The 21,182-nt window shown below is 37.2% G+C and carries 22 protein-coding genes; 11 read left to right on the plus strand and 11 right to left on the minus strand.

Features of this window, described 5'->3' with window-relative positions:
• Positions 1–66 precede the first annotated feature (66 nt).
• Positions 67–798, plus strand: coding sequence for an ABC transporter ATP-binding protein (locus tag MHB53_RS17025; protein ID WP_340920552.1), 732 nt, complete (start codon positions 67–69; stop codon positions 796–798).
• Positions 795–1,550, plus strand: coding sequence for an ABC transporter permease (locus MHB53_RS17030; protein ID WP_340920555.1), 756 nt, complete (start codon positions 795–797; stop codon positions 1,548–1,550). Before MHB53_RS17025 ends, MHB53_RS17030 begins: the two co-directional genes overlap by 4 nt.
• 45 nt (positions 1,551–1,595) lie before the next feature.
• Here MHB53_RS17030 and MHB53_RS17035 read toward each other — a convergent pair whose 3' ends face one another.
• On the minus strand, positions 1,596–3,173 hold the full coding sequence (locus MHB53_RS17035; protein WP_340920557.1) for a Vga family ABC-F type ribosomal protection protein: 1,578 nt from the start codon (positions 3,171–3,173) through the stop codon (positions 1,596–1,598).
• 862 nt (positions 3,174–4,035) lie between these two features.
• Here MHB53_RS17035 and MHB53_RS17040 point away from each other — a divergent pair.
• Positions 4,036–5,343, plus strand: coding sequence for an ABC transporter substrate-binding protein (locus MHB53_RS17040; protein ID WP_340920559.1), 1,308 nt, complete (start codon positions 4,036–4,038; stop codon positions 5,341–5,343).
• A gap of 153 nt (positions 5,344–5,496) precedes the next feature.
• Here MHB53_RS17040 and MHB53_RS17045 read toward each other — a convergent pair whose 3' ends face one another.
• Positions 5,497–6,723, minus strand: a complete 1,227-nt coding sequence (locus MHB53_RS17045) for a CynX/NimT family MFS transporter (RefSeq protein WP_340920561.1) — start codon at positions 6,721–6,723, stop codon at positions 5,497–5,499.
• Between the two features lie 170 nt (positions 6,724–6,893).
• Here MHB53_RS17045 and MHB53_RS17050 point away from each other — a divergent pair, with 170 nt between their 5' ends.
• Positions 6,894–7,451, plus strand: a complete 558-nt coding sequence (locus tag MHB53_RS17050) for a TetR/AcrR family transcriptional regulator (protein ID WP_340920563.1) — start codon at positions 6,894–6,896, stop codon at positions 7,449–7,451.
• A 33-nt stretch (positions 7,452–7,484) separates the two neighbouring features.
• A complete protein-coding gene (gene fabF, locus MHB53_RS17055) occupies positions 7,485–8,720 on the plus strand; it encodes a beta-ketoacyl-ACP synthase II (protein WP_340920564.1) in 1,236 nt (411 codons plus the stop codon).
• A gap of 436 nt (positions 8,721–9,156) precedes the next feature.
• Here fabF and MHB53_RS17060 read toward each other — a convergent pair whose 3' ends face one another.
• Positions 9,157–9,471, minus strand: coding sequence for a hypothetical protein (locus MHB53_RS17060; RefSeq protein ID WP_340920566.1), 315 nt, complete (start codon positions 9,469–9,471; stop codon positions 9,157–9,159).
• A 13-nt stretch (positions 9,472–9,484) separates the two neighbouring features.
• Here MHB53_RS17060 and MHB53_RS17065 point away from each other — a divergent pair, with 13 nt between their 5' ends.
• Positions 9,485–9,760 (plus strand): hypothetical protein, encoded by a 276-nt coding sequence (locus MHB53_RS17065; RefSeq protein ID WP_340920568.1) that lies wholly within the window; start codon positions 9,485–9,487, stop codon positions 9,758–9,760.
• Positions 9,761–9,777: 17 nt separating this feature from the next.
• On the plus strand, positions 9,778–10,728 hold the full coding sequence (locus MHB53_RS17070) for a hypothetical protein (RefSeq protein ID WP_340920570.1): 951 nt from the start codon (positions 9,778–9,780) through the stop codon (positions 10,726–10,728).
• A 385-nt stretch (positions 10,729–11,113) separates the two neighbouring features.
• On the opposite strand, the gene MHB53_RS17075 is transcribed toward MHB53_RS17070, so the two are convergent.
• Positions 11,114–11,596, minus strand: a complete 483-nt coding sequence (locus MHB53_RS17075; RefSeq protein WP_340920572.1) for an SRPBCC family protein — start codon at positions 11,594–11,596, stop codon at positions 11,114–11,116.
• A gap of 320 nt (positions 11,597–11,916) precedes the next feature.
• Here MHB53_RS17075 and MHB53_RS17080 point away from each other — a divergent pair, with 320 nt between their 5' ends.
• A complete protein-coding gene (locus MHB53_RS17080; protein WP_340920575.1) occupies positions 11,917–12,558 on the plus strand; it encodes a DedA family protein in 642 nt (213 codons plus the stop codon).
• Between the two features lie 236 nt (positions 12,559–12,794).
• Here the strand turns inward: MHB53_RS17080 and MHB53_RS17085 are convergent, their stop codons facing one another.
• From MHB53_RS17085 to MHB53_RS17095, 3 genes are all read right to left on the minus strand, one after another.
• Positions 12,795–13,448 (minus strand): TetR/AcrR family transcriptional regulator, encoded by a 654-nt coding sequence (locus MHB53_RS17085; RefSeq protein ID WP_340920577.1) that lies wholly within the window; start codon positions 13,446–13,448, stop codon positions 12,795–12,797.
• A gap of 73 nt (positions 13,449–13,521) precedes the next feature.
• A complete protein-coding gene (locus tag MHB53_RS17090; RefSeq protein ID WP_340920579.1) occupies positions 13,522–14,550 on the minus strand; it encodes an ABC transporter permease in 1,029 nt (342 codons plus the stop codon).
• A complete protein-coding gene (locus MHB53_RS17095; protein ID WP_340920581.1) occupies positions 14,547–15,278 on the minus strand; it encodes an ABC transporter ATP-binding protein in 732 nt (243 codons plus the stop codon). Before MHB53_RS17095 ends, MHB53_RS17090 begins: the two co-directional genes overlap by 4 nt.
• Positions 15,279–15,464: 186 nt before the next feature.
• Between MHB53_RS17095 and MHB53_RS17100 the strand changes: the two genes are divergently transcribed.
• Positions 15,465–16,010, plus strand: coding sequence for an NADPH-dependent FMN reductase (locus tag MHB53_RS17100; protein ID WP_340920583.1), 546 nt, complete (start codon positions 15,465–15,467; stop codon positions 16,008–16,010).
• Positions 16,011–16,132: 122 nt separating this feature from the next.
• Positions 16,133–18,070, plus strand: coding sequence for an FUSC family protein (locus MHB53_RS17105; protein WP_340920585.1), 1,938 nt, complete (start codon positions 16,133–16,135; stop codon positions 18,068–18,070).
• A gap of 96 nt (positions 18,071–18,166) precedes the next feature.
• On the opposite strand, the gene MHB53_RS17110 is transcribed toward MHB53_RS17105, so the two are convergent.
• The 3 genes from MHB53_RS17110 to MHB53_RS17120 all read right to left on the minus strand — a co-directional run bounded on the left by MHB53_RS17110 (position 18,167) and on the right by MHB53_RS17120 (position 20,030).
• Positions 18,167–18,472 carry a monooxygenase gene (locus MHB53_RS17110; protein WP_340920587.1) on the minus strand — a complete coding sequence of 102 codons (306 nt, stop codon included), beginning with the start codon at positions 18,470–18,472 and terminating at the stop codon, positions 18,167–18,169.
• Between the two features lie 295 nt (positions 18,473–18,767).
• Entirely contained in the window at positions 18,768–19,688 is a 921-nt protein-coding gene (locus MHB53_RS17115; RefSeq protein WP_340920589.1) for a DsbA family protein, read from the minus strand.
• 21 nt (positions 19,689–19,709) lie between these two features.
• Positions 19,710–20,030, minus strand: a complete 321-nt coding sequence (locus MHB53_RS17120; protein WP_340924788.1) for a winged helix-turn-helix transcriptional regulator — start codon at positions 20,028–20,030, stop codon at positions 19,710–19,712.
• Between the two features lie 145 nt (positions 20,031–20,175).
• Between MHB53_RS17120 and MHB53_RS17125 the strand changes: the two genes are divergently transcribed.
• The gene (locus MHB53_RS17125) at positions 20,176–20,502 is read left to right on the plus strand and encodes a four-helix bundle copper-binding protein (RefSeq protein WP_340920591.1); all 327 of its coding nucleotides are present in this window, start codon (positions 20,176–20,178) and stop codon (positions 20,500–20,502) included.
• A 122-nt stretch (positions 20,503–20,624) separates the two neighbouring features.
• Here MHB53_RS17125 and hxlB read toward each other — a convergent pair whose 3' ends face one another.
• The gene (gene hxlB, locus MHB53_RS17130) at positions 20,625–21,182 is read right to left on the minus strand and encodes a 6-phospho-3-hexuloisomerase (protein ID WP_340920595.1); all 558 of its coding nucleotides are present in this window, start codon (positions 21,180–21,182) and stop codon (positions 20,625–20,627) included.

A 21,182-nucleotide genomic window follows, 5' to 3' on the forward strand; every position in this document is an offset into this window, starting at 1 on the left:
TGGTTAGGGGACCAGGTCAGGATTTGGGAACCGCCACATTGTATAACCTAAAGGGAGTGTAAAAGGGTGTCAATAAATTATAAACCCGCAATCCATTTTAATGAAGTTAATTATTCTGTAGATAATATTCATATTTTAAAAGGTATTACAGGGTCTTTCCCACAAGGTAAGATTACTACTTTAGTTGGTCCTTCTGGAGCGGGGAAAACGACATTGCTTAAATTATGTAATGGATTGAAATCTCCTACTGCGGGCGATATTTATATAAGTGATAAACAAATTAGTGAATATAATCCGGTTGAATTACGCCATATGGTTGGAATAGCACTTCAAAATGCTCCGATGATTAATGGAAGTGTATTTAAAAATTTAGCATTGCCTTTAGAACTGCAAGGAAAACAGATGTCAGAAAAAGAGGCGATTAACTTTTTGGTTGATGTCGGTTTGGATGAAGAAATTTTACATAGGAACATTAGAGATTTATCAGGGGGGCAACGCCAAAAGGTATCGATTGCTCGTACACTTGTCAATCGCCCGCAAATATTATTATTAGATGAAATTACTTCTTCCTTAGATAAAGCATCGTTAAATGAAATTGAAGAACTAATAGTGAAAATTAATCAAAAGTATGAAGTTTCGATTATTTGGATTACACATAATTTGCATCAAGCGCAAACGATAGGAGATTACACTTGGGTGATGATGAATGGTCAGGTCATTGAAACGGGAGAAAGTGCACTACTTATCTCACCTTCAAATGAAAAAGTAAAACGCTTTGTAGAGGGGGCAATTGAATGAGTTTTGCTACCTTATCGATTACACTTATATTTGTCATGATACCGTTAATTCTATCAAAAACATTTAGACTAGGATTGGAAAAAGATACAATCATTGCAACGATGCGATCAATCATTCAACTATTGGCTGTCGGTTACATACTTAAATTTGTGTTTGAAGCAGAGAATGTAATGTATATCATTTTAATGGTAACACTGATGATTGGCGCAGCAACCCAAAATGTGCGTAAAAAAGGGAAAGCCATAAAAGGAATTACTTGGAAGGTTGCCATCACATTCATAGTTATTGAGATATTGACGCAGGGTATTTTAATTGGTTTCGATATTACGCCACCGACTGCTCAATATATTATATCAATTAGTGGGATGGTCATCGGAAATTCAATGGTGTTATCGATTCTTTTTCTTAACCGATTCACAGCGGAAGTGGAAGCGCATCAGGATGAAACAGAATTAATATTGTCACTTGGTGGAACACCGAAACAAGCAATACATACACAATTAATCCAATCGATTAAAGCAAGTATGATCCCGACAATTGAAAGTCAGAAAACAATTGGATTAGTCCAATTACCTGGGATGATGAGTGGCCAAATTATCGCAGGGGCAGATCCAATCAGGGCGGTGCAGTTTCAGCTATTAATTGTCTTTCTTATTTTAACAAATGCAGCTGTCACAAGTGTGATGCTCGGATTTTTATCCTATCCAAGTTTATTTAATCAGCGCATGCAACTGCTAAGGGGAAAAAAATAGATCAAAGGGATTGGAAAGATGGAATCCAATCCCTTTTGAAAAAATCTATCTGTTAGCGTTTTCCATATCTCGTTTTTCAGCTAGAAGCCTTTGAAACTCAACTTCTAGTTCTTCTGAAGGTTCAATACTGAGTTGCCCGAGAACAGCGGTGATCTTGGTTTCTAATAAAAGGCGCTCATCTTCTTTCACATTTCGTTCTTTAGATGGTTCATAGTGGACATACTCATCATAAGTTCCTGCAAATATGTGAATTTCTTGCTTCTCAATCGCTAAAATTTTCGTGGCAATGGATTGAATAAAACGACGGTCATGAGAAACGAGTAATATGGTGCCTTCATAGTCTCTAAGTAGACCTTCAAGTGCTTCCACTGCCTCAATATCAAGAAAATTTGTAGGTTCATCTAAAATCAATGTGTTGATTTCACTTACAAACAATTTTGCAAATGCTACTTTTACTCGTTCTCCGCCACTCAAGACGCCAACCTTTTTATAAACATCTTCCCTAAAGAAATGTAGCCTAGCTAGGACGGTACGAATAAAGGTCTCATCCTGGTTGGAAGTAGAGCGAACATTTTCTAAAATCGATTCATTTATATTCAATACGTCTAAATTTTGACTAAAATAACCAATCTTCATCGCAGGAGAGATATTTACACCAATTTCTTCATTCATTATTTTCTTAATGAAGGTTGTTTTTCCACTACCATTTTGCCCAATAATGGCGAGTTTATCTCCACCCCTAATCTCAAAGCTTGCCTCATTCCAAAGTATCCTTTTGCCAATTGTTCCAGATAGATCTTTTACTCGTAAAACAATTCGACCTTTAAACGTTTCCTCGTTTGCTAGCTTCATCTTAACTTCAGGTAATTCTTTTGCTTTCTCCACTTCTTCCAACTTATCTAAACGTGTTTCAATCGCTTTTGCTGCTTTACGAAGTTTTTTTTGCTTATTCGCAAAATAAGGCTTAGCCCCTGTAATTTTTGCCTCCGAACGACTTACCTTTTTTGGCGTTTTCGTTGCTCTGGCAGCCTTTTGTTCCTTCACTATGAGCGCTTCTTCCAACTGTTTTTTCTTTTTTTCGTATTGTTCAAAGGCATTTTCCTGTTGTCTTCGCTCCAGATCTTTTTGAGCAACATAATCTGAATAATTCCCCTTATACTCCTTCACCTGTCCGTCATTTATTTCCCAAATGATCGTACAAAGTGAATCTAAAAAGGCGCGGTCATGCGAGACGATCACGATGGCGCCTTGCAATCTCATAAGTTGCTTTTCAAGTTTTTCGATATTTACTGTATCAAGATTTGTCGTAGGTTCATCCGCTAATAAAACCTCGGGTTTCTTTGAAAGTGCGTGATTAATATAGACCTGTGTCACCTCACCACCACTTTTTGTTGTATCGGTCCGCTTCAGCTGAGGTAATAGTTCACATTTCGCATACGAAACAACTGTTCCGGAGCTTTGCTGTTTCTTATTAGCTAATAGCTCTAATAAAGTCGTTTTTCCACTGCCGTTTCTTCCAACTAAACCGATGCGATCCCGACTTTGAATAATCAAGTGTTTTGCATCAATTAATAATCGATCCTTTACATCCAGTTTTAACTGAGTAGCTTCTAATAAAATCATCTAATCATCCCCATTTGATCATGTGATGGAGACAAAAATGCCTCCTATCCATTTTCAGAATAGGAGGCACAGGTGCACAACAAAAAGAGACTCCTCCCTTTTTGTCCAACCATGTTAAACCAATCCTATCCTGAAAAACTTCGTTAAATGGCATATTGAAAAAGCACAGATAAATAAAGTCTGTTAGTCAAAATGCCATAATCGATTGTTTTCAAAAAATAGGATTAGTACTTCATGTAATTGGGTCACCCTTCCGTTTTAAGTTAAGGTCATTATAAACTACATAAATTCATCTGTCTATAACTAGAATTATTAATTTTATTGCAAAGTGATGATGTGAAGCATCTATAAGTATAACGGCAACCATAAATAGGAGAGCAATGACAAACAAGTGAAGAGCAAATTTTTACCATATAATCTTTTATTTTTACCATTGTAATATCTCTAACTTTTCCTTAAGGTTAATGTAATAAACATCAGCTGAGTGCAGGACAGGTATCAAATTTGGTAAGAGTATGATTAAGTCAATTAGAAATGCATATTTGATCATCTATCATCAAATCAATGCACCGACTAAGTTTCTAGTAAAAAGGCTATATTTCTTTAAACTAAGGGTTCCACTATTTTAATTGTTTACCTTATTTAAATGCCGAATATCTAAAAAAATTTAGAACAAGCAGTTTCAATTCTTTTTTTGAAAGCGTTAACATATTATTGAGCACTACCATCATTGTCCATATTAATGACGAATGATGGTAGTGATTAGGTACATATCAAAAAGTGATTGATAAAAAGGGGGGACATTTATCTTTTTCTGCAAATTTTTCCTACATTAACTTAAAAAAAGAGAAGGGGAATAAAAATGCCATTAAACAAGAATTGGATTGCCTATACTATGCTCTTTGTGTTGGTTCTTTTTTTATTAGTTGGCTGCAGTAAGGAAAAAGACGTTGCAACGAGTGTGAATGAATCTGATGAAAATGTTACCTTAACGGTGATGATGTGGGATGATTGGGGTCAAGATTATGGAAAATATATTAAAGAAGCAGTTGAGGAACAGTTCCCTCACATTACTTTGGAAAATGTCGGTGGGGATACTGGTAACAAAGAGTGGATAGAAAATGCGCTTGCTGCAGATGTAGTACCGGATATTATATTTGCACATCGGCAATACCATGTAGATCTATTGAAAGAGTACGAGTTAGGGTATGATATGACGGAATTAATGGAAAGACATGAATTTGATTTATCACGATATGATCAGGGGCATTTAGATGAATGGAAATCTTGGTCAAATGGTGAAACCTGGTTATTACCTTTTATGACTGACAGGTATGTTTTGCAATATAATAAAGATGTTTTTGACACGTTTGGGGTAGATTATCCGACTGATGGAATGAATTGGCAAGACGTGATTGATTTAGCTGCCAAGGTGACTGGGGAAAGAAACGGCGTTCAATTCCAAGGACTAAGTATAGAGGGTAATGCCCATCTACCTTTAACTCAAATAATAGGTCAAACCCAATTAATCGATCCTGATACAGACGAAGTTTTATGGACAAAGAATCCTTATGTTAGCCAATGGCTACAAATGGTAGAACAGGTTAATAAAATACCTGGGAACATTCCTCCAGAAGGGGGCGAGGATATATGGTCAGTAGCAAGAACACTTGCAATGAGGCCTCTGTGGCTGGATATGAGTACTCCGGAAGATTTAAATTGGGATATAGTCACTTACCCGCAATGGAAGGAAGCACCGAATATCGGACCGCTTGCAGGAGGATGGGCGTTAGGAGTAACCGCCGCAAGTAAGCACAAAGATGAAGCCATGGAAGTAATGAAATTTTTATACTCTGATGAGCATATAGGAAATTTAGGAGAGACTCCGATTCATGCACCGTTTCCACATTTATTTGAGAACATCAATATAAGTGAAAAATTGGAAGGTGAAAATTTTGCCAAATTTACCGATAAGAATTTGGAGTCACTTTTTAAATTAAAAGCCGCAGGAGGGCCAAAGAGTAGATCTAAATACGATGTTGGAGCTTTTCTTCAAATAGAACATGTAGGAACCGACTTTCTTAAATCAGGGTTGGATGTCAACGACTTCTTACGGGAACTTACTGAAAAAGAGGAAATAAGAATTAAGGATGAGAAAGGAATGGACTAGGAATGAGGAGAAGATGACAACGATAGAAACTGAAAAAACAAGGTATACAATCTTTGACATCTAAGTTTTTAAACAATTAAGCTAGTGTTAAAAGGCTCATGATTAGACATTAATAGAAAAGAGGAAACAGTACAAAATTGTTTCCTCTTTTGCCTATTTCCCTTCTGCAACAACAAATTCCTTTTTTCCCGCACGCATGCCCGAAATAAACAGAGCCACTGTTGCGATGAAAAAGAGTGATAAAGGGATGGTCCAGCCATATGTTACATCATGCAAGAAGCCAAACAGTACTGGACCGATTGCTGCGAGACTGTATCCGAAAGATTGTGCCATGCCAGATAATTCAGCCGCTTCATGCGGTGTATTGGTGCGAAGCGTGAAAAACATCATCGCAAGCCCAAAGGCGGAACCACCAGCTATCCCGAGAAAGATCATCCATAGTGGAATCAATGCTACACCACCAATTAAAATTCCTCCAAAACCAATCATGAAAAAAGCTGCAGTTAATACAACGAGTATTCTTTGATCTTTTAACTGTCCCGCAATAACTGGAATGATAAATGTCATCGGTAGTTGAGCAAATTGCATTAAAGAAAGCATCCAACCAGCCTGGCCTGCGTGGACACCTTGCACTTTTAACACTTCAGGCAACCAAGCGGAAGTTGTATAAAATATAAATGATTGCAAGCCCATAAATAATGTGATGTTCCATGCTAATGGAGAGCGCCAAAGAGCAAGTGATTGCTGCTTTTTAGTTGGAATATTTGATATATCTGCTTGTTTTTTATTGTTCAATTGGGGTAACCAAACAATAGCGGCAATGAATGATAGAAGGGCCCAACATCCTAATGCACCTTCCCACCCAAAGCGTGCACCACTTGCAAGGGGAACACTAATACCGGCAGCTATTGCACCGGATAAATTCATCGCTACGGAATAGAAACCCGTTAATAAACCAATATGGAGAGGAAAATTGAGCTTGATCAAACTTGGTAATAATACATTACCAAACGCAATAGAAAGACCTAAAAGAAATGTGCCTATCAGTAAATACGGTGTTGTACCTATTGACCGTATAACAATACCTAAAGTTAACAAACAAAGAGAGGCAAATAATGTCCTTTCCAAGCCAAATCGCCGAGCAAGTTTCGGTGCGAATGGAGAAATAAGTGCAAATGCGAGTAATGGAATGGTAGTTAGGAAGCCTGCTAGCACATTTGAAATATTCAAGGAATCTCGTATCGAGGAAATTAATGGCCCAACAGAGGTTAAAGGTGACCGAAGTGTAGAGGCAATAAAAATAACCCCGATAATAAGAATCCAATAGTGACGTGTGAATTGTATTTTTCTACTTGTGTGTACTGATTGTTGAACTGCCAAGATGATGCCCCCGAAAAATTAGTAGTAAAATGAATATCCGTTCTTAATAAGCGTACCATTGCAATCGTTTATTGTAAAAATTAAAAAGGTGGATGAAGCATTCATATTCAAAGTTTTCATCAGAAGTAAGGGAGATTGACACTTACCTACTAGTAAGTTAATATGAAAAAATGGAAAATAGAAAGTCACAAATTATTGATTTAACACTCAAAATCATTCGAGAAAAGGGTTATTTATCTTTTAGCTATGATGACATATCAAAACAACTTGGAATAACGAAAGCAAGTATACATTATCATTTTGTAAAAAAGGAAGACTTAGGGAGCGCCATTTGTGAGAGAATAAAGGAGGGGCTGGAAAAATCATTTTTGGAGGTTAGTCGAACTTCAATTAAGATAGAAGACAAGCCACTAGAATTTATATTAAGGAGAGCCGGAAGTATAGGTAGGGATGAAGTATGTCCCCTCACCTCTTTGCAAGCAGATTTTAATTTCTTACCTGTACCAATGCAAAAGAGTGTGCAACAATTGAGTCAAATGGAAATCGACTTTTTAGTTAAACTGGTAGAGGAAATGAAAAGCAATGGAATGCTTCAATCAGCTCAAGATCCACAGGCATTGGCAATCCTTATTATATCTAGCACCAAAGGGGCACTTCAGTATAGACGGGCACTAGGAAATGATGCTTTTTCACTAGTATTTGATCAATTGAAGCATCTCTTAAAATAATAAACTAATGATGAGTATAAAGGAGTTTTTCATATGGACCGTCGAGTTGTCGTAACAGGATATGGAGTAGTATCACCATTAGGCAATGATATAGGAACCTTTTGGAATAATATTAAGGCAGGAAAATCGGGTATTAAAAAAATCGAATCAGAAGATTATAAGGACATTAATACCAAGATAGGCGGTTATATTGATGATTTTGCCGCAGAACAATACCTCGATAAAAAGGAATTAGGAAAATACGATTTATTTGTACAATATGCTTACGCTGCTGCGAAACAGGCGCTAGATCAAGCGCAATTGGATTTAGAAAAAATGAATAAAGAACGATTTGGCGTTTATGTTGGTTCTGGTATTGGTGGGATTGACACCACATTAGAAAACCATAAACTTTTAATAGAAAGAGGTAGTAGAAGAGTATCTCCATTCATGGTTCCAATGATGATTAGTAATATGGCCACTGGTATTATTGCTATAAAAACAGGTTTTAAGGGTCCAAGTTTTTCACCAGTTTCGGCTTGTGCAACGGGGAATCATGCCATTGGTGAGGCATACTTAAATATCAAGCATGGATATTCTGATGGGATACTAGCTGGAGGCGCAGAAGCCACGATTAACCCATTATCTTTCGCTGGTTTTTCAAGAATGAGAGCTATGTCCACTCGTAATGATTTCCCAGAAAAGGCTAGTCGACCTTTTGATCGTGATCGTGATGGCTTTGTGATGTCAGAAGGCTCTGGAGTTTTATTGCTTGAAGAGTATGAACATGCTAAGCAAAGAGGGGCAACAATTTTAGGAGAGATCGTCGGTTATGGTTCAACAACGGACGCATATCATATTACTTCTCCTGATTATGAAGGAGCGGCAAGAGCGATGAAGCTAGCTCTAGATATGGGGGAAATCAATCCTAAAGATGTGGATTATATCAACGCTCACGGTACAAGCACACCTGAAGGAGATAAGTCTGAAACAAGAGCAATCAAAAGTGTCTTCGGTTCTCATGCTTATGACTTAAAGGTAAGTTCGACAAAATCAATGACAGGGCACCATTTCGGAGCAGCAGGCGGAGTCGAAGCTATCATCACGCTTAAAAGTGTGATGGAGAATATAGCACCACCTACGATTAATTTTGAACATCCCGATGAAGAATGCGATCTTGATTATGTTCCAAATGAAGCGATACAAACAGAAATTAAATATGCCGTCTCAAACGGTTTTGGTTTTGGTGGACATAATGCAGTCTTAGCATTTAAAAAGTTTGAAGGTTAATCGGTATAACAAGTCTTCGTAGGAATGTTTTACCCAAAATAGTATATTTAAATCCGGTCTTGTAAATGTGGAGGAAATACAAGGAAGTCTAGTCATGAAAAAGAAAGGCTTTGGAACATGCACCGACATGTATAGGAGTTCCTAACTATCGATGCGTGTTTTAACTATAGTCCTAAGAGAGATAGCATATTATCCCAATCATTACTAAGACCGGACGTTTTGTTTTGTAGGCGCTATAAGTAAATTTCTCAATCTCTCAGCCGCAAAGAGAATAACTAAGACTCGCAGTGACAGCCACAGATATTCTTTCCAATCTGTTGTATTATTTTTTAATAGCGGTATCTGGTTGTATATTAAGTAGCTAAAAAATAGAAGTATCGCAATATTAACCAAGACAAACATCCATTTCCACAAATGTAACACCCTCCTTATCCATTCAAGAAAAAATATCCTCAAGATTTGGTTGATTGGCAGAAATACGATGGACGCCAATTCCAGCTTGAACAAAAAGCATAACCACTTCTCCGATCGCTTCATCATTCTGTGCAGTGAAATGGACCAAATTATCTTCTAATTCAATAGATCCCACTAGATTGCCGACTGTAGAAAGTAGTAGATTATCAGGCGTTTTAGCGACTTGCATCGAGACATATAATGTTTCCATATATTTCGCCTGTAGTGCAGCTAGTGTTCCTTCGTTAACAATGACCCCGTCTTTCCTAATGGCGATCCGTGTACAGATTTTTTCCACGACGTTACTCGATATGAATGATTTTCCGGGAGAAAAAATTACAAAAGCCTATGACCTAGATTTTAAAATGATGGATATTGTAGAAAAAGAGTTTATTGGACTTGTAGAAGTGTTGCATTTGGTATTAAGTGGAGAGTTTAGAGGATGGTATAAAGGATCTTTTATACGAAAAAGTATAGTCGTTTTATTGATAATAAGTTTTTGGCAGAAGCAAAAAACAACCACTTTACGTATAATTCCATTATTTGTGAAAAAATGTGAAACCTCCTTACTGATTATTCGTACCTAATAAGAGGGGGTGTTGGGATGAGATCCGACATACACGAACGACAAATGGATTTAATGATGAAACGTAACGAGCGAAATAGAGTGAAGCGGCGACTGGATGGGTCAGAAGCACATTTGAAGGAAGCCTATGTATTACGCGAAAGACTACACAAACAGCTGACGAAGGAGCAGCAGGATGTTGCAAAACTTGGTAAATTTTCATTCGTTAATAAAATAAATGCGTGGACCGGCAAATGGGATGAAAAAATGGAAAAGGAAATGGCGGAAGCCATGGAATCTGAGTTGAAATTTAATGAGGCCCAAAAAACAGCACTTGATCTAGAAGCCGAAACGAAAAGATTGCGGAAAGAGATGCAAAATCCCGATTTTCTCTATATTGAGGAAGAATGGGAAGACTTTTTAAAAGAAAAAGAAAGATGGATTAGACAAAATGATTCAGTTGCGAACAGTACTTTGCAAAAAATTGCTGATGAGCGTGTGACTCTACGCTCCATGCAGCGTGAAATCGATGAAGCACATGATGCTGGCCACCAGGCAATTCGTACGCTCAATTCTGCTCTTGATAAGCTCGGTTCTGCGGAAGGAATGTCTGTGTGGGATACATTTCTTGGAGGTGGTTTACTTGTGTCCGCAATAAAGTATTCTGAGATAAACAGTTCAGGTGACCTTGTTCACCGTGCACAGCGAGCATTACGCCACTTCGAAACGGAACTGATGGACGTTCAGAACATTGCTGCAGAAATATTTACGATTAACAAGAACGATATTTTCACCTTTACGGACTTGTTCTTCGACAATATCTTTTCAGATTGGATGGTTCATTCTCGGATTACAGATGGAAAAAGTAAGTTGAATGGTGTACTTCGAGACGTCCGCCGAGTACAAGATCAGCTTGCTCGAAAGCGTGACAAAGTGAATCACGAACTAGAAAGGCTTGATATACAGGAGCAGGAAATCATTGTTTCGTAATTTAAATATAGGTCTGCGGAACCCCAAATGATGTTAGCTTTCTATTGTTCTGATTCTGTTTTTTTTGAACACCCTAAAAGGAGAGGAGCTTATAGTGCTTATTCTCCTTATTTTATTGTCAACTTTAAGAAGTTCATGGGTATGTATAAAAAGATTCAATCTATATGATGGCTTCTTGAGAAGCAAAACTTTATCTATGACGTAGTCGGATTGGGTGATCGATATGGGACCAGAAGGAGGTGTAGCTAGACCGGAAGAGGTATCGGAATACAATGATTCTTATACTGGTGCATTTAAAAGGTGAAAATTTCAAAGGGATCAGTACAAAAAGGAGTGCTAAATTATAATGATTTAGTACTCCTTTTCACTCAGAGTGAGCTCTTTATTAATTTTCAGAGATATCTTTTATAGCTTGTACATATTTCGGATACCATTTTTCCCATTCGGCTTTTCGGTCCTCTATAGACTTGCCAGCGAGTAATGCTTGGATGACATCAAGGCATACATGCCATCCCGCAAGGTCTCTGGGTGTATGATCTGTAATCGTATTGATCTTCTCTTTTAATATAAGGCGGCACCCTTCTTGCTCTGGATACAGTTCAAATCGAACAACATCCTTGTCCCATGTAAATTCTAATATAGATGTCATTTCGAGCTCGATAATTTTCATCTCTTCGAAAGTCCCATCCTGCATATCAAATTTTATAAGTCCACCCACGCTAAGATCATCAACTCGGAGCTCAGAAAACCATTTCTCCAACTTCTCGTTTTCCGTCAGCATAGCCCATACTTGTTCAACTGAATGCTTTAAATGGCGTTCATATTTAGCGATATAACCGTTTTCAACTCGATTTAAAGTAGCTATCATTTGTAATCCTCCCATTTTTCTTGGAATACTAAGGTATTTTGGATATATCATACATGATTAATCAACTTAAGCGTTAAAAAAGAGACTTATCTTAGGAAAAGAAATTAATGGTTTATAAGTGAAATCGAATGATAGCTTCTTAAGTAACATTTTTCGCCAGTGGTATTTAACTTGTGTGGTTATAGTGTTTCTATTGTAAAAGATTATATAACTATCAATATAATTATTTGCTTCTTCATCAAATCAGTTATAATAGAGTAGGATACGTTAGTAGATCAAGGATAATATTTGTTATTAATTTGATGATAGGGAGTACAAGTATGACGTTAATTCAAAATTTAATCAGTTTTATCTTGCATATAGATGAACATCTGGTCGATATTATACAAATATTTGATGTTTGGTCTTATGCGATTTTATTTTTAATTGTTTTTGTGGAAACAGGTATTGTTATTTTTCCTTTTTTACCTGGGGATTCATTATTGTTTGCCAGTGGTGCCTTTGCAGCAATAGATGCTTTCAATATCGGACTTCTAGTTATTGTCTTTTTTGTCGCAGCAGTCTTAGGTGACACAGTCAATTATCAAATCGGAAAAAAAGTGGGGACATCCATTCCACCAAATAGTTGGTTAGGAAAAGTGATTAACCAAGAGAAAATGAAAAAGGCAGAGGATTTCTTTAATAAACATGGTGGTAAAACGATTATCATCGCCCGTTTTATGCCATTTATTCGTACATTTGCCCCGTTTGTTGCAGGGGCTAGCCGAATGAACTATCGTTATTTTATCATTTATAATGTAGTTGGAGCGGCGCTTTGGGTTGGATTATGTACGATGGCAGGCTATTTCTTCGGGAATTTCCCTATCATTAAAGATAACTTTTCAACCGTCCTTTTAATGATTATCTTTTTATCTGTTCTACCTGCTTTAATTGGTTTTATTAAAAGCCGTCTAGCAAAATAACGCTAAGATCCTCATATTCTTTGATTAAAATAGACATCTTCGTTTAGGAGGATGTCTATTTTCTATCATTATTTTATAAAGGTCTTATTTATAGCCTGTGCATATTTCAGATAGCTATTAAACCATTGGCTTTTCGGTCCCCGGTTATGAGCCACTCACTGAATTACTGTCCACATATCCCTTTTCTAAAGGGTATTCCTACGGGCCTTGGTTTTCTTTTCCGAACTATGTGCTGATCAAGATCTCCCAGGTGTTAGTCCGCTCATTAAGAATTGTATCGTTCTTTCCAATTCCTCATTTTCATTCCAATCGGCCCCGGGCGCAATGACATACTTGGTCATGAAATAGCCAATAATTGTCGAAGCTGTTAAGCGGATTACAGTATCGCTCGGCAGATCAATAATTTGTTCTTTCGCTTGGTAGTGTTCAATAATTTCTTTAAAGCGCGTCATGACTTTAATGCCAATATGCTCGATAAATTGCTCTTTTAACTCAGGGTGAAATGGAATTTCTTGTATTAAAATGCGAACGATCGGTAAATTATTTTTAAGAAACTTCGCACGGTTTTCAATCATGGCACGCACGAATGCTTCAAAGTTTTCATAGCGATGATCTAATACCTTATTTAAATCTTTAATGACGATGGGAGCCATCAACTTTACCATCATCGGCGAGACAATCGACAACAATAAATCCTTTTTCGTTTTATAATGTCTGAAAATTGTTCCTTCTGCTACCCCAGCTTTTTTGGCGATTTCACTTGTTGAGGTAGCAGCGAAGCCTTTTTCAGCAAAGGCTTCAGTTGCGGCAGCTAAAATGTTCTGTTGTTTTTCCGTTAAGCCTTCTTTTTGTAAAAAAATTTCTTCTAAGTTTTGATCTTGTTTAGACATTTGTCTACTCCTTTATGCCTTCTATCTTTTTAATATTAAAGCATTTCCGGATAGGATGGAATAACAGTCTATGTTATATCTTCCTATACTTACGGAGTGCCAAGATGTTCAACGTCACAAATAAAAGAGAGAAGCCGATTAACGCTAGAATATTCATGTAAATATCTCCCCAGCCATATCCTCTAACCATAACATTTCTTAATGCATCAGCGGCGTAATATAAAGGGGTGAATGGTCCAATCCAGCTCAGCCATTTAGATATAGTATCCAGGTTAAACAACCCGGAAAAGAAAATCTGTGGAATAACAATGATCGGAATAAATTGCATCATTTGCAGCTCATTATTGGCAAAAGCAGATAATAAAATACCGAGTGTGAGTGCAGTTAATGAGAGAAGTAAGGTAATCAATAATACATAGCCAAATGAACCTTCCATGACCATCCCAAGCACATAAATGACGTACGTAGCGATGATTGTTGATTGAATCGTCGCAAAGATACCAAAACCAAGCAGATATCCAGTTACGATTTCCCATCTGCGTAGCGGGCTAGAAAGCAGCCTGTCAAGTGTTCCAGTTGTACGCTCACGCAAGAATGAAACTCCTGCGATGAGAAAAACAAAGAAGAATACAAAAAAGCCAAGCAGCACAGGTCCAAAGTAATCGAATTGTCCCAACTCACTAGAACCGTGCAAATAGTCGATTTTTAGCTCAGCAGAAGAATTTTTTGCCTGTTCCGATGGTAAAGCAGTTTGCAACCATTTCATGACAGACCCAGTTACACTTGGGTCGCTACCTTCAAGAAAAATAGCTGGATACTTGTTTTCAAATGTAAGATAGACATCCAAATCTTGATTGACCAAGTCTTTCTTTGCCTCATTTACATTGCTGTATTCCGTAATATCTGCATCTTCAAAACTTATCTGATCTGCAAGTATTTCCGGGATATTGACTAATCCAATTTTCGGAACGTAGTCATCGCCATTAAATACTAAATGCATCATTGATAAGACAAGGATGGGAGCGAAAATAAGCAATCCCATCGTGCGTTTATCCCTCACGATTTGGCGCAGTATTCTTATAACTAAAGCAATAACTCTCATGCTTGAGCACCTCCATAGACAAGAAAGGCTTCTTCAATAGTATCTGAATTTGTCTGTTCTTTAAGTTCATTAGGAGTTCCTATTGCAATAAGTCGTCCTTCCCGCATAAGGGCTAATCGGTCACATTTTTCGGCTTCATCCATGACATGAGTAGTCACAATTAACGTCGTCCCTTTTTTCTTTAATTTATAAAAGGCATCCCAAATGCTTTTCCTTAAAACTGGATCGATGCCAACTGTAGGTTCATCTAGAATCAACATCTCAGGTTCGTGAAGAAGTGCGATTGCCAGTGAAAGTCTTCTTTTCATTCCTCCAGAGTAGTTAGAGACTAACTTGGTAAGATGATCTGAAAGTTGGACAAGTTCCATCACTTCTTTTATTCTTCGAGATTGTTTCTCACCTTTTAGTCCATATAAAGTTGAGAAAAATTGTAGGTTTTCCTTGGCAGACAGTTCTTCATATAAAGCATCAGATTGAGCCATATACCCAATTCTGTTAATGAGACTTAATGTTGGCATTTTCTCTTGAAAAATAAAATTTTCACCTGACGTAGGGTTATCTAGTCCAGATAACTGCTTTACTAATGTAGTTTTTCCAGCACCTGATGGTCCGAGAAGTCCAAATATTTCACCTTTGTTAATTTCTAAGTTAATATCTTCGAGTACTTGGTGTTTACCAAACCTTTTTGAAACTTGACGAATAGATACACAAATATTATCTGTATTCATTTGATCCGCCTCTTTTCTATAGTGAGTAATCACTCACTATTATAGTAACGTTTCTGTTAATGGGTGTAAAGTGATTACTCACATTGATATAAACTTTCATAAATGAGGAGAATAATATTTGGATAAGTGTTCCAATTGCCTTAATATAAAAGAATATACCTAAAATAAAAAAACGAGGTGAAGAAATTGAAGTTGGTTGCAATAGTTGGTAGTTTACGGAAAGATTCTTATAATAAAAAGCTTGCTTCTTTTATGAAGGAACATTTTCAAAATAGGGTTGAGATTGAGATTCTGCCGATTGAAGAGATTCCGATGTACAACCAAGACAAAGAACTCACGCCACCCGATGTTGTTATAGACATCAAAAGTAAAATTGCTGCCAGTGATGGGGTGTTAATAGTAACACCCGAGTATAATCACTCAATTCCTGGCGTATTGAAAAATGCAATTGACTGGTTTTCTAGGGTAGATAAAGTAATGGTTAATAAACCAGTCATGGTTGTTGGTGGATCTGGAGGTGCCTTAGGTACAGTACGCGCGCAAATGCAACTACGACAAATCTTGAATTCACCCGGAGTATCGGCACTTACCTTACCAGGTAATGAGGTATTTATCGGAGCGATCCATGAAAGGCTGGATCAATCCGGAAAACTTATTCACGAACCTACCATCAACTTCTTAAATACAGTAATGGAAAACTTTATTGATTGGATACAAAAAACGAATAACTGATTATTTGAATGGCATGCAGGCTATCTGTATGCTTTTTTAGTCTTTTGTTTAGCATAGATGATTAATAAAAAGGGAATATAAGTACTGTAGCAAACTCCATAAAACACAAGGGGGCTAATGGAATGAATAAATCATTTAAACGTTTCTATTCATATTTAGCATCCGCATTTTTCATGGTGAATCAGGCTTTTGAAATGAGGAAAGCACCTATACCGTGGATAAAAGCGATTAGCGCAGGAGTGTGTGCCGCACTGCCACCTTTAATTGGATTATTAGTTGGGAATCTACAATATGGTTTGTTAGCTGGCATTGGAAGTTTCACTTATTTATATATATTTAATGAACCATATGCTCAAAGAGCCAAGAAATTGCTATGTGTATTACTCGGAATGAGTTTAGCCGTAGGGTTAGGGACTCTATTTGCTCCTTTACCAATCCTATCAGCTGTCACCGTGGGGATGATTGGGGCAATCGGGACATTTATCTTTGGAGCGTTAAAAATTCCAGGACCTGCTGCAATCTTTTTTATTTTAGGTTTTTCCATGGCTACTGGTATGCCAATTGATCCAACTCTTGCTCTTATGCGTGGGGGACTTGTTTTTCTAGGTGGTGTCTTAGCATGGTTGATCGGAATGGCAGGCAGATTGATAGAACCTCATGGACCAGAGAAGAAAGCTATGAAAGGGGTTTGTCAGGAGTTAGCTTCACTTTTAGAGTCAGTCGGAACAGAAGACTTTCCTGAGGCGAGATGGAAAACGGTTCTACAAATGAAAACAGCAGATGATACCCTTTTAGCTGGGTACAGTTCTTGGCGCACTTCTAACCTTTATAAACGATTGTTTCTACTAAATCACCAAGCTAACTCAATATTGTTGGATATATTCAAATTTGATTCACAAGATAGTCCGACACTTCCCCCAGAATTAAGTCAGTCAGTCCGAGATTTAGCAGAGGTTATTGAAAATAGGAATAAAAGGAATGGATTAAAAATGTCTAATTTTCAACATGAGAATGAAGATGTCCGACATTTATTTTTAAAAATTGATGATGCTTATCTTCTTATGTCTGAACCAGTTTCTCAACTTAATGGAGAAATGAAGATTTCCAAGCCATCCTTAAAAACTGTTCTTGGAGGAGCACTTGATCATAATTCAATTGTTCTATTAAATGCGATAAGATATGGGATTGTCCTAACAATAGCTGCTATCATCGCCTTTTCTTTTGACTTTAATCGTTCCTATTGGATTATTTTATCTTGTGCAGCTGTCATGTTGGGATCTACTGTCATGGCAACTTTCCATCGCGCGATTCAAAGGACATTTGGGACAATCATTGGCATTCTTGCGGCGAGTCTTATTCTTTCGCTGGAGCCTACAGGAATGGTAATCATTACTCTCATCATGATAATGACTTTCTTCACCGAGCTTTTTATTGGGAAAAATTATGCGATTGCTGTAATGTTTATTACGCCAAACGCTTTGCTACTTGCAGAAAGCACAACACGGATGCATAATGTTAGCTATTTTGCCACAACGAGAATTACGGATATTTTCATGGGCTGTGTGATAGGTTTAATAGGGACAATATTGCTTGGTAGGCGGTCCGCCTCGAGTCGTCTTCCTCGCTCAATAGCCAGGACAATCCGAAGCCAAACACAATTGCTCCTCATGTTGTTTTCAGAAAAAAGAAGTGATTTGTCGTGTGAAGAAATCAGAGAGCAAGAAATGCAAACGAATCTTACTAATTTAAAAATTTTATATTCAACAGCTCTTGGTGAGATTCCAACTAATATCACAATGGGAAATCTCAGACCTGCTATCACTTCTATTGAACATATTGGATATTTGCTTCACTACTACTTGAAAATTTCTATATACTCTTCTTTATCTGATGAGGAGCTGGCACAATTAATGCTTGTTTTTGAAAATATGGCAATGGCTGCTGAGCAAAAACAGCCACTTGCTAAAATGACAGTACCTTATTTAGAAAAATATCCACTTTTACAAAAGGAAACTTCAAACTTGCAGGAAGCACTTCAAATCTTCGGTACGAATAAATGATTGTGGGAAGAACTCCATAAATACATAAAACCTGCCCTAAATAAAGCGTCCATTTTTATCGTCTTATTTAGAATATGGGATGGGACGATGCCTTTATTATTTTAAAGGTCCATTATTTATTTCAGTTAAGCTCGTATTTATGTCAAATATTTTTGCATTTACGTTTTTTACGCCAAATCCGCTTAAGCGTTTTAAATGTTTGGCTAGGTATTTTTCAGCATCCTCTTTTGTTTCAAAGGCATAAATTCCACCGGCTTCGTTAGTTTGAGCATTTTCAGTCCAAATTTTCCAAAGGAATCCGTTTTCCTCATTGATGCTTTTCGTTAAATCGGAAAAAGCGGCGGTCATTTCTTCACCAAACGGCCCAGTATGAGTGAAATCCATCTGTAAAATATATGCCATGTTTATACGCTCCTTTTTACTCATGTTAGTTGTACAATCTAATATCCCATTGTTGTAAGGTAACTTTGGCGTTTGTAAAGAAGAATCAGAGTTACGGAATTACCCTCTAAAGTTACGGGAATATTTCTAAAATCACGGAATAAATGACCAAAGCTACGGAGTAGGCTGACTTACACTAATATAGTGGCGTGGAAGTCATTACTCTCCATAAGAATTCCATGCTAAAAGGATTTACTTGCATGAAAAAAAGCTTTTATCCAATAAGTGATTCATATTTTCAACGTATATAGATTAATTATTTCTTTTCGATATATTTTTCACCGAGAACTTCTTTTAGCTCATACGTATCAGCCGAAAGTTCTTTTTGAATAAAACCGTCAAACTCTTTTTGCTCAATATCGTACATTACTTCGATTTCCTTCGAAAATAATAATTCCTCTTTTTTTAGTAGCTCAGCAAGGGGAGATTGTTGCTTTGGATGTAGTAGCTCCTCATCCTGAGAGAGAACCTGTTTTAATCCATTCACGTAGTAATCTAGTGATCTAGCCCCGACTATTTTGACACCTTTATTATCTTGATTGACCATGATAATAGATGGAAAACCACGTACACCAAGACTTCTAGCAAGCGTAAAGTCTTCATTCAATAACTGATGACCTTTTTCAAGATGTGCTTCTTTAACAATATCTGCACCGTTGAGACCAAGTTGATTAATCACATCAATCATTTGCTGATCTTCCGCAATGTTTTTGTTAAAAGCAAAGAGAGATTCTCGAATCCGACGGAGGAATACCGTTGCTAATTTATCATCTTGCTTTTGAATGATTTTATAGACACGAGAAGGAGGGAAGGATGATTGGATCGGATTTTCGAACCAAACTGTTCCATCAATCGGCATGCGGGATTGTTCACCAACTTCTTGCCAATGGCCAGCAACATCGGCAGTTCCTGAAATACCATTACTTACATCGGCAAAACCATCCCAATTCTCCAATAATCCTCCCATGACTGTTTGAATATTGAAATGGTGACCATACTGCTCTTCGAACTTACGAAGCACAGGCTCAAGTGCCCAACAGTGTGAACAGATTGGGTCAGTAACATAATAAAGTGTAATGGTTTTCTTAGGTTTATTTAGGTCGATGAATTCCATTTCTCCATTTCCAGCTTCCCCGCAAATACCCGTCTCTAAGTCGCATATCATATTATTTTTCATTAATAGCCACTCCTTGTTTATTTATTTTGTAATTTGTTGATATTGCTGCGCCCATTCTTGAATGGGCTTAAGTGCCTGTGCAAGTGATTGCCCTTTTATTGTTAATTCATAAGAGATGATAACAGGGGATAATCCAATCACCTTTTTGTCAACCAAGCCGTGCTCACTAAGTTCAGATAACTTCATAGAGAGTGCCCTTGGTGTAATGTCTGTAAGATCTCTTTTGATATCAGAAAAGTGAGCTGTACTATCCTTGCAAAGGGATAAATAATGGATGATAAGCCCATTCCACTTTCTCCCGAGAATTTGAAAGGAGGACTCTAAATAGGGACAAATGTTAATATTAATCACCTCTTTGTATAATAATTATATCAGATATAAAAAGTATATCAAATAAGCGGATTATTTTTTGTTATTTCACGCTTTAGTTTATCTGTAATTAAATTGGGTAACATATATTAGAGACTTCTTAAGGAGGTAATTTTCAATGAATCCAACGTATGAGTCATGTTTAAAAGCTTGTCTGGATTGTCTAGAAGCTTGCAATCATTGCTATGATGCCTGTTTGAAGGAAGATAATGTTAAGATGATGGAACAATGTATTAGGATGGACAGAGATTGTGCAGATATGTGTGTATTTGCTGCCAGAGTAATGCAGACAAATAGCCCGTTCGTAAAAGAAATTTGCCAATTATGTTCTGATATTTGTGAGGCATGTGGTAATGAATGTAAGAAGCATGACCATGACCACTGTCAACGATGTGCTGATGCGTGCTTTATATGTGCAGAAGCATGTAGGAACATGGTGGCGTAAAAAGTACGGTCGAAATGAATGATATAATTCTCCGATGGACAATCCTATATGTAAAATAAAACTACTTGTTCTCCACTCATAAGGGAGCGGAAAACAAGTAGTTTTATTTATAATATGAACATTTATTCTAAATTAGCGTGTCTACCGTACATCTTCTTTGAATTTAATTCTTTCTTTTCCATGAACCTTAAAATAATGGAATCGTAGAAAAGTAAGAGACTTTGTTCAAAGAGGGTGCCCATTGGTTGGATAGACTTGGCCCCGGAGTTTTCCCCCGATTTTGTTTGAGCGGGGATTTCAATAATGATGTCCGCCAATTGTCCAATCAATGATGTGGGATTAATCGTTACAGCAACAATCATAGCGCCAATGCTTTTTGCTTTTTCTGCCATGGAAACAAGACTTTTCGTTTCACCAGAACCAGAACCGACGATGAAAATATCGTCTTGTTCTAGATTCGGTGTGACTGTCTCACCAACGACATATGGTTCTAGTCCAACATGCATCATACGCATAGCAAATGACTTCGCCATAAAACCTGAACGACCTGCTCCAGCGACAAATACCTTTTTCGCTTTCAAAATACCATCAACGAGCTGTTCCGCTTCGGAATCATTAATCAGTTCGGCTGTACGTTGGAGTTCTTTTAAAATTTCTTTTGTAAACTGAGTAGTCTTCAT

Origin of the sequence: Bacillus sp. FSL K6-3431, from assembly GCF_038002605.1 — a bacterium.
In the GTDB taxonomy this organism is placed as follows: domain Bacteria; phylum Bacillota; class Bacilli; order Bacillales; family Bacillaceae_C; genus Lederbergia.

Coding starts and splice junctions, on each gene's coding strand:
- MHB53_RS17125 (WP_340920591.1), top strand. CDS start 20,176: ATGAATCCAACGTATGAGTCATGTTTAAAAGCTTGTCTGGATTGTCTA.
- MHB53_RS17115 (WP_340920589.1), bottom strand. CDS start 19,688: ATGAAAAATAATATGATATGCGACTTAGAGACGGGTATTTGCGGGGAA.
- MHB53_RS17065 (WP_340920568.1), top strand. CDS start 9,485: ATGAATGATTTTCCGGGAGAAAAAATTACAAAAGCCTATGACCTAGAT.
- MHB53_RS17085 (WP_340920577.1), bottom strand. CDS start 13,448: ATGTCTAAACAAGATCAAAACTTAGAAGAAATTTTTTTACAAAAAGAA.
- MHB53_RS17095 (WP_340920581.1), bottom strand. CDS start 15,278: ATGAATACAGATAATATTTGTGTATCTATTCGTCAAGTTTCAAAAAGG.
- MHB53_RS17090 (WP_340920579.1), bottom strand. CDS start 14,550: ATGAGAGTTATTGCTTTAGTTATAAGAATACTGCGCCAAATCGTGAGG.
- MHB53_RS17050 (WP_340920563.1), top strand. CDS start 6,894: ATGGAAAATAGAAAGTCACAAATTATTGATTTAACACTCAAAATCATT.
- MHB53_RS17040 (WP_340920559.1), top strand. CDS start 4,036: ATGCCATTAAACAAGAATTGGATTGCCTATACTATGCTCTTTGTGTTG.
- MHB53_RS17030 (WP_340920555.1), top strand. CDS start 795: ATGAGTTTTGCTACCTTATCGATTACACTTATATTTGTCATGATACCG.
- fabF (WP_340920564.1), top strand. CDS start 7,485: ATGGACCGTCGAGTTGTCGTAACAGGATATGGAGTAGTATCACCATTA.
- MHB53_RS17035 (WP_340920557.1), bottom strand. CDS start 3,173: ATGATTTTATTAGAAGCTACTCAGTTAAAACTGGATGTAAAGGATCGA.
- MHB53_RS17105 (WP_340920585.1), top strand. CDS start 16,133: ATGAATAAATCATTTAAACGTTTCTATTCATATTTAGCATCCGCATTT.
- MHB53_RS17080 (WP_340920575.1), top strand. CDS start 11,917: ATGACGTTAATTCAAAATTTAATCAGTTTTATCTTGCATATAGATGAA.
- MHB53_RS17075 (WP_340920572.1), bottom strand. CDS start 11,596: ATGATAGCTACTTTAAATCGAGTTGAAAACGGTTATATCGCTAAATAT.
- MHB53_RS17110 (WP_340920587.1), bottom strand. CDS start 18,472: ATGGCATATATTTTACAGATGGATTTCACTCATACTGGGCCGTTTGGT.
- MHB53_RS17070 (WP_340920570.1), top strand. CDS start 9,778: ATGAGATCCGACATACACGAACGACAAATGGATTTAATGATGAAACGT.
- hxlB (WP_340920595.1), bottom strand. CDS start 21,182: ATGAAGACTACTCAGTTTACAAAAGAAATTTTAAAAGAACTCCAACGT.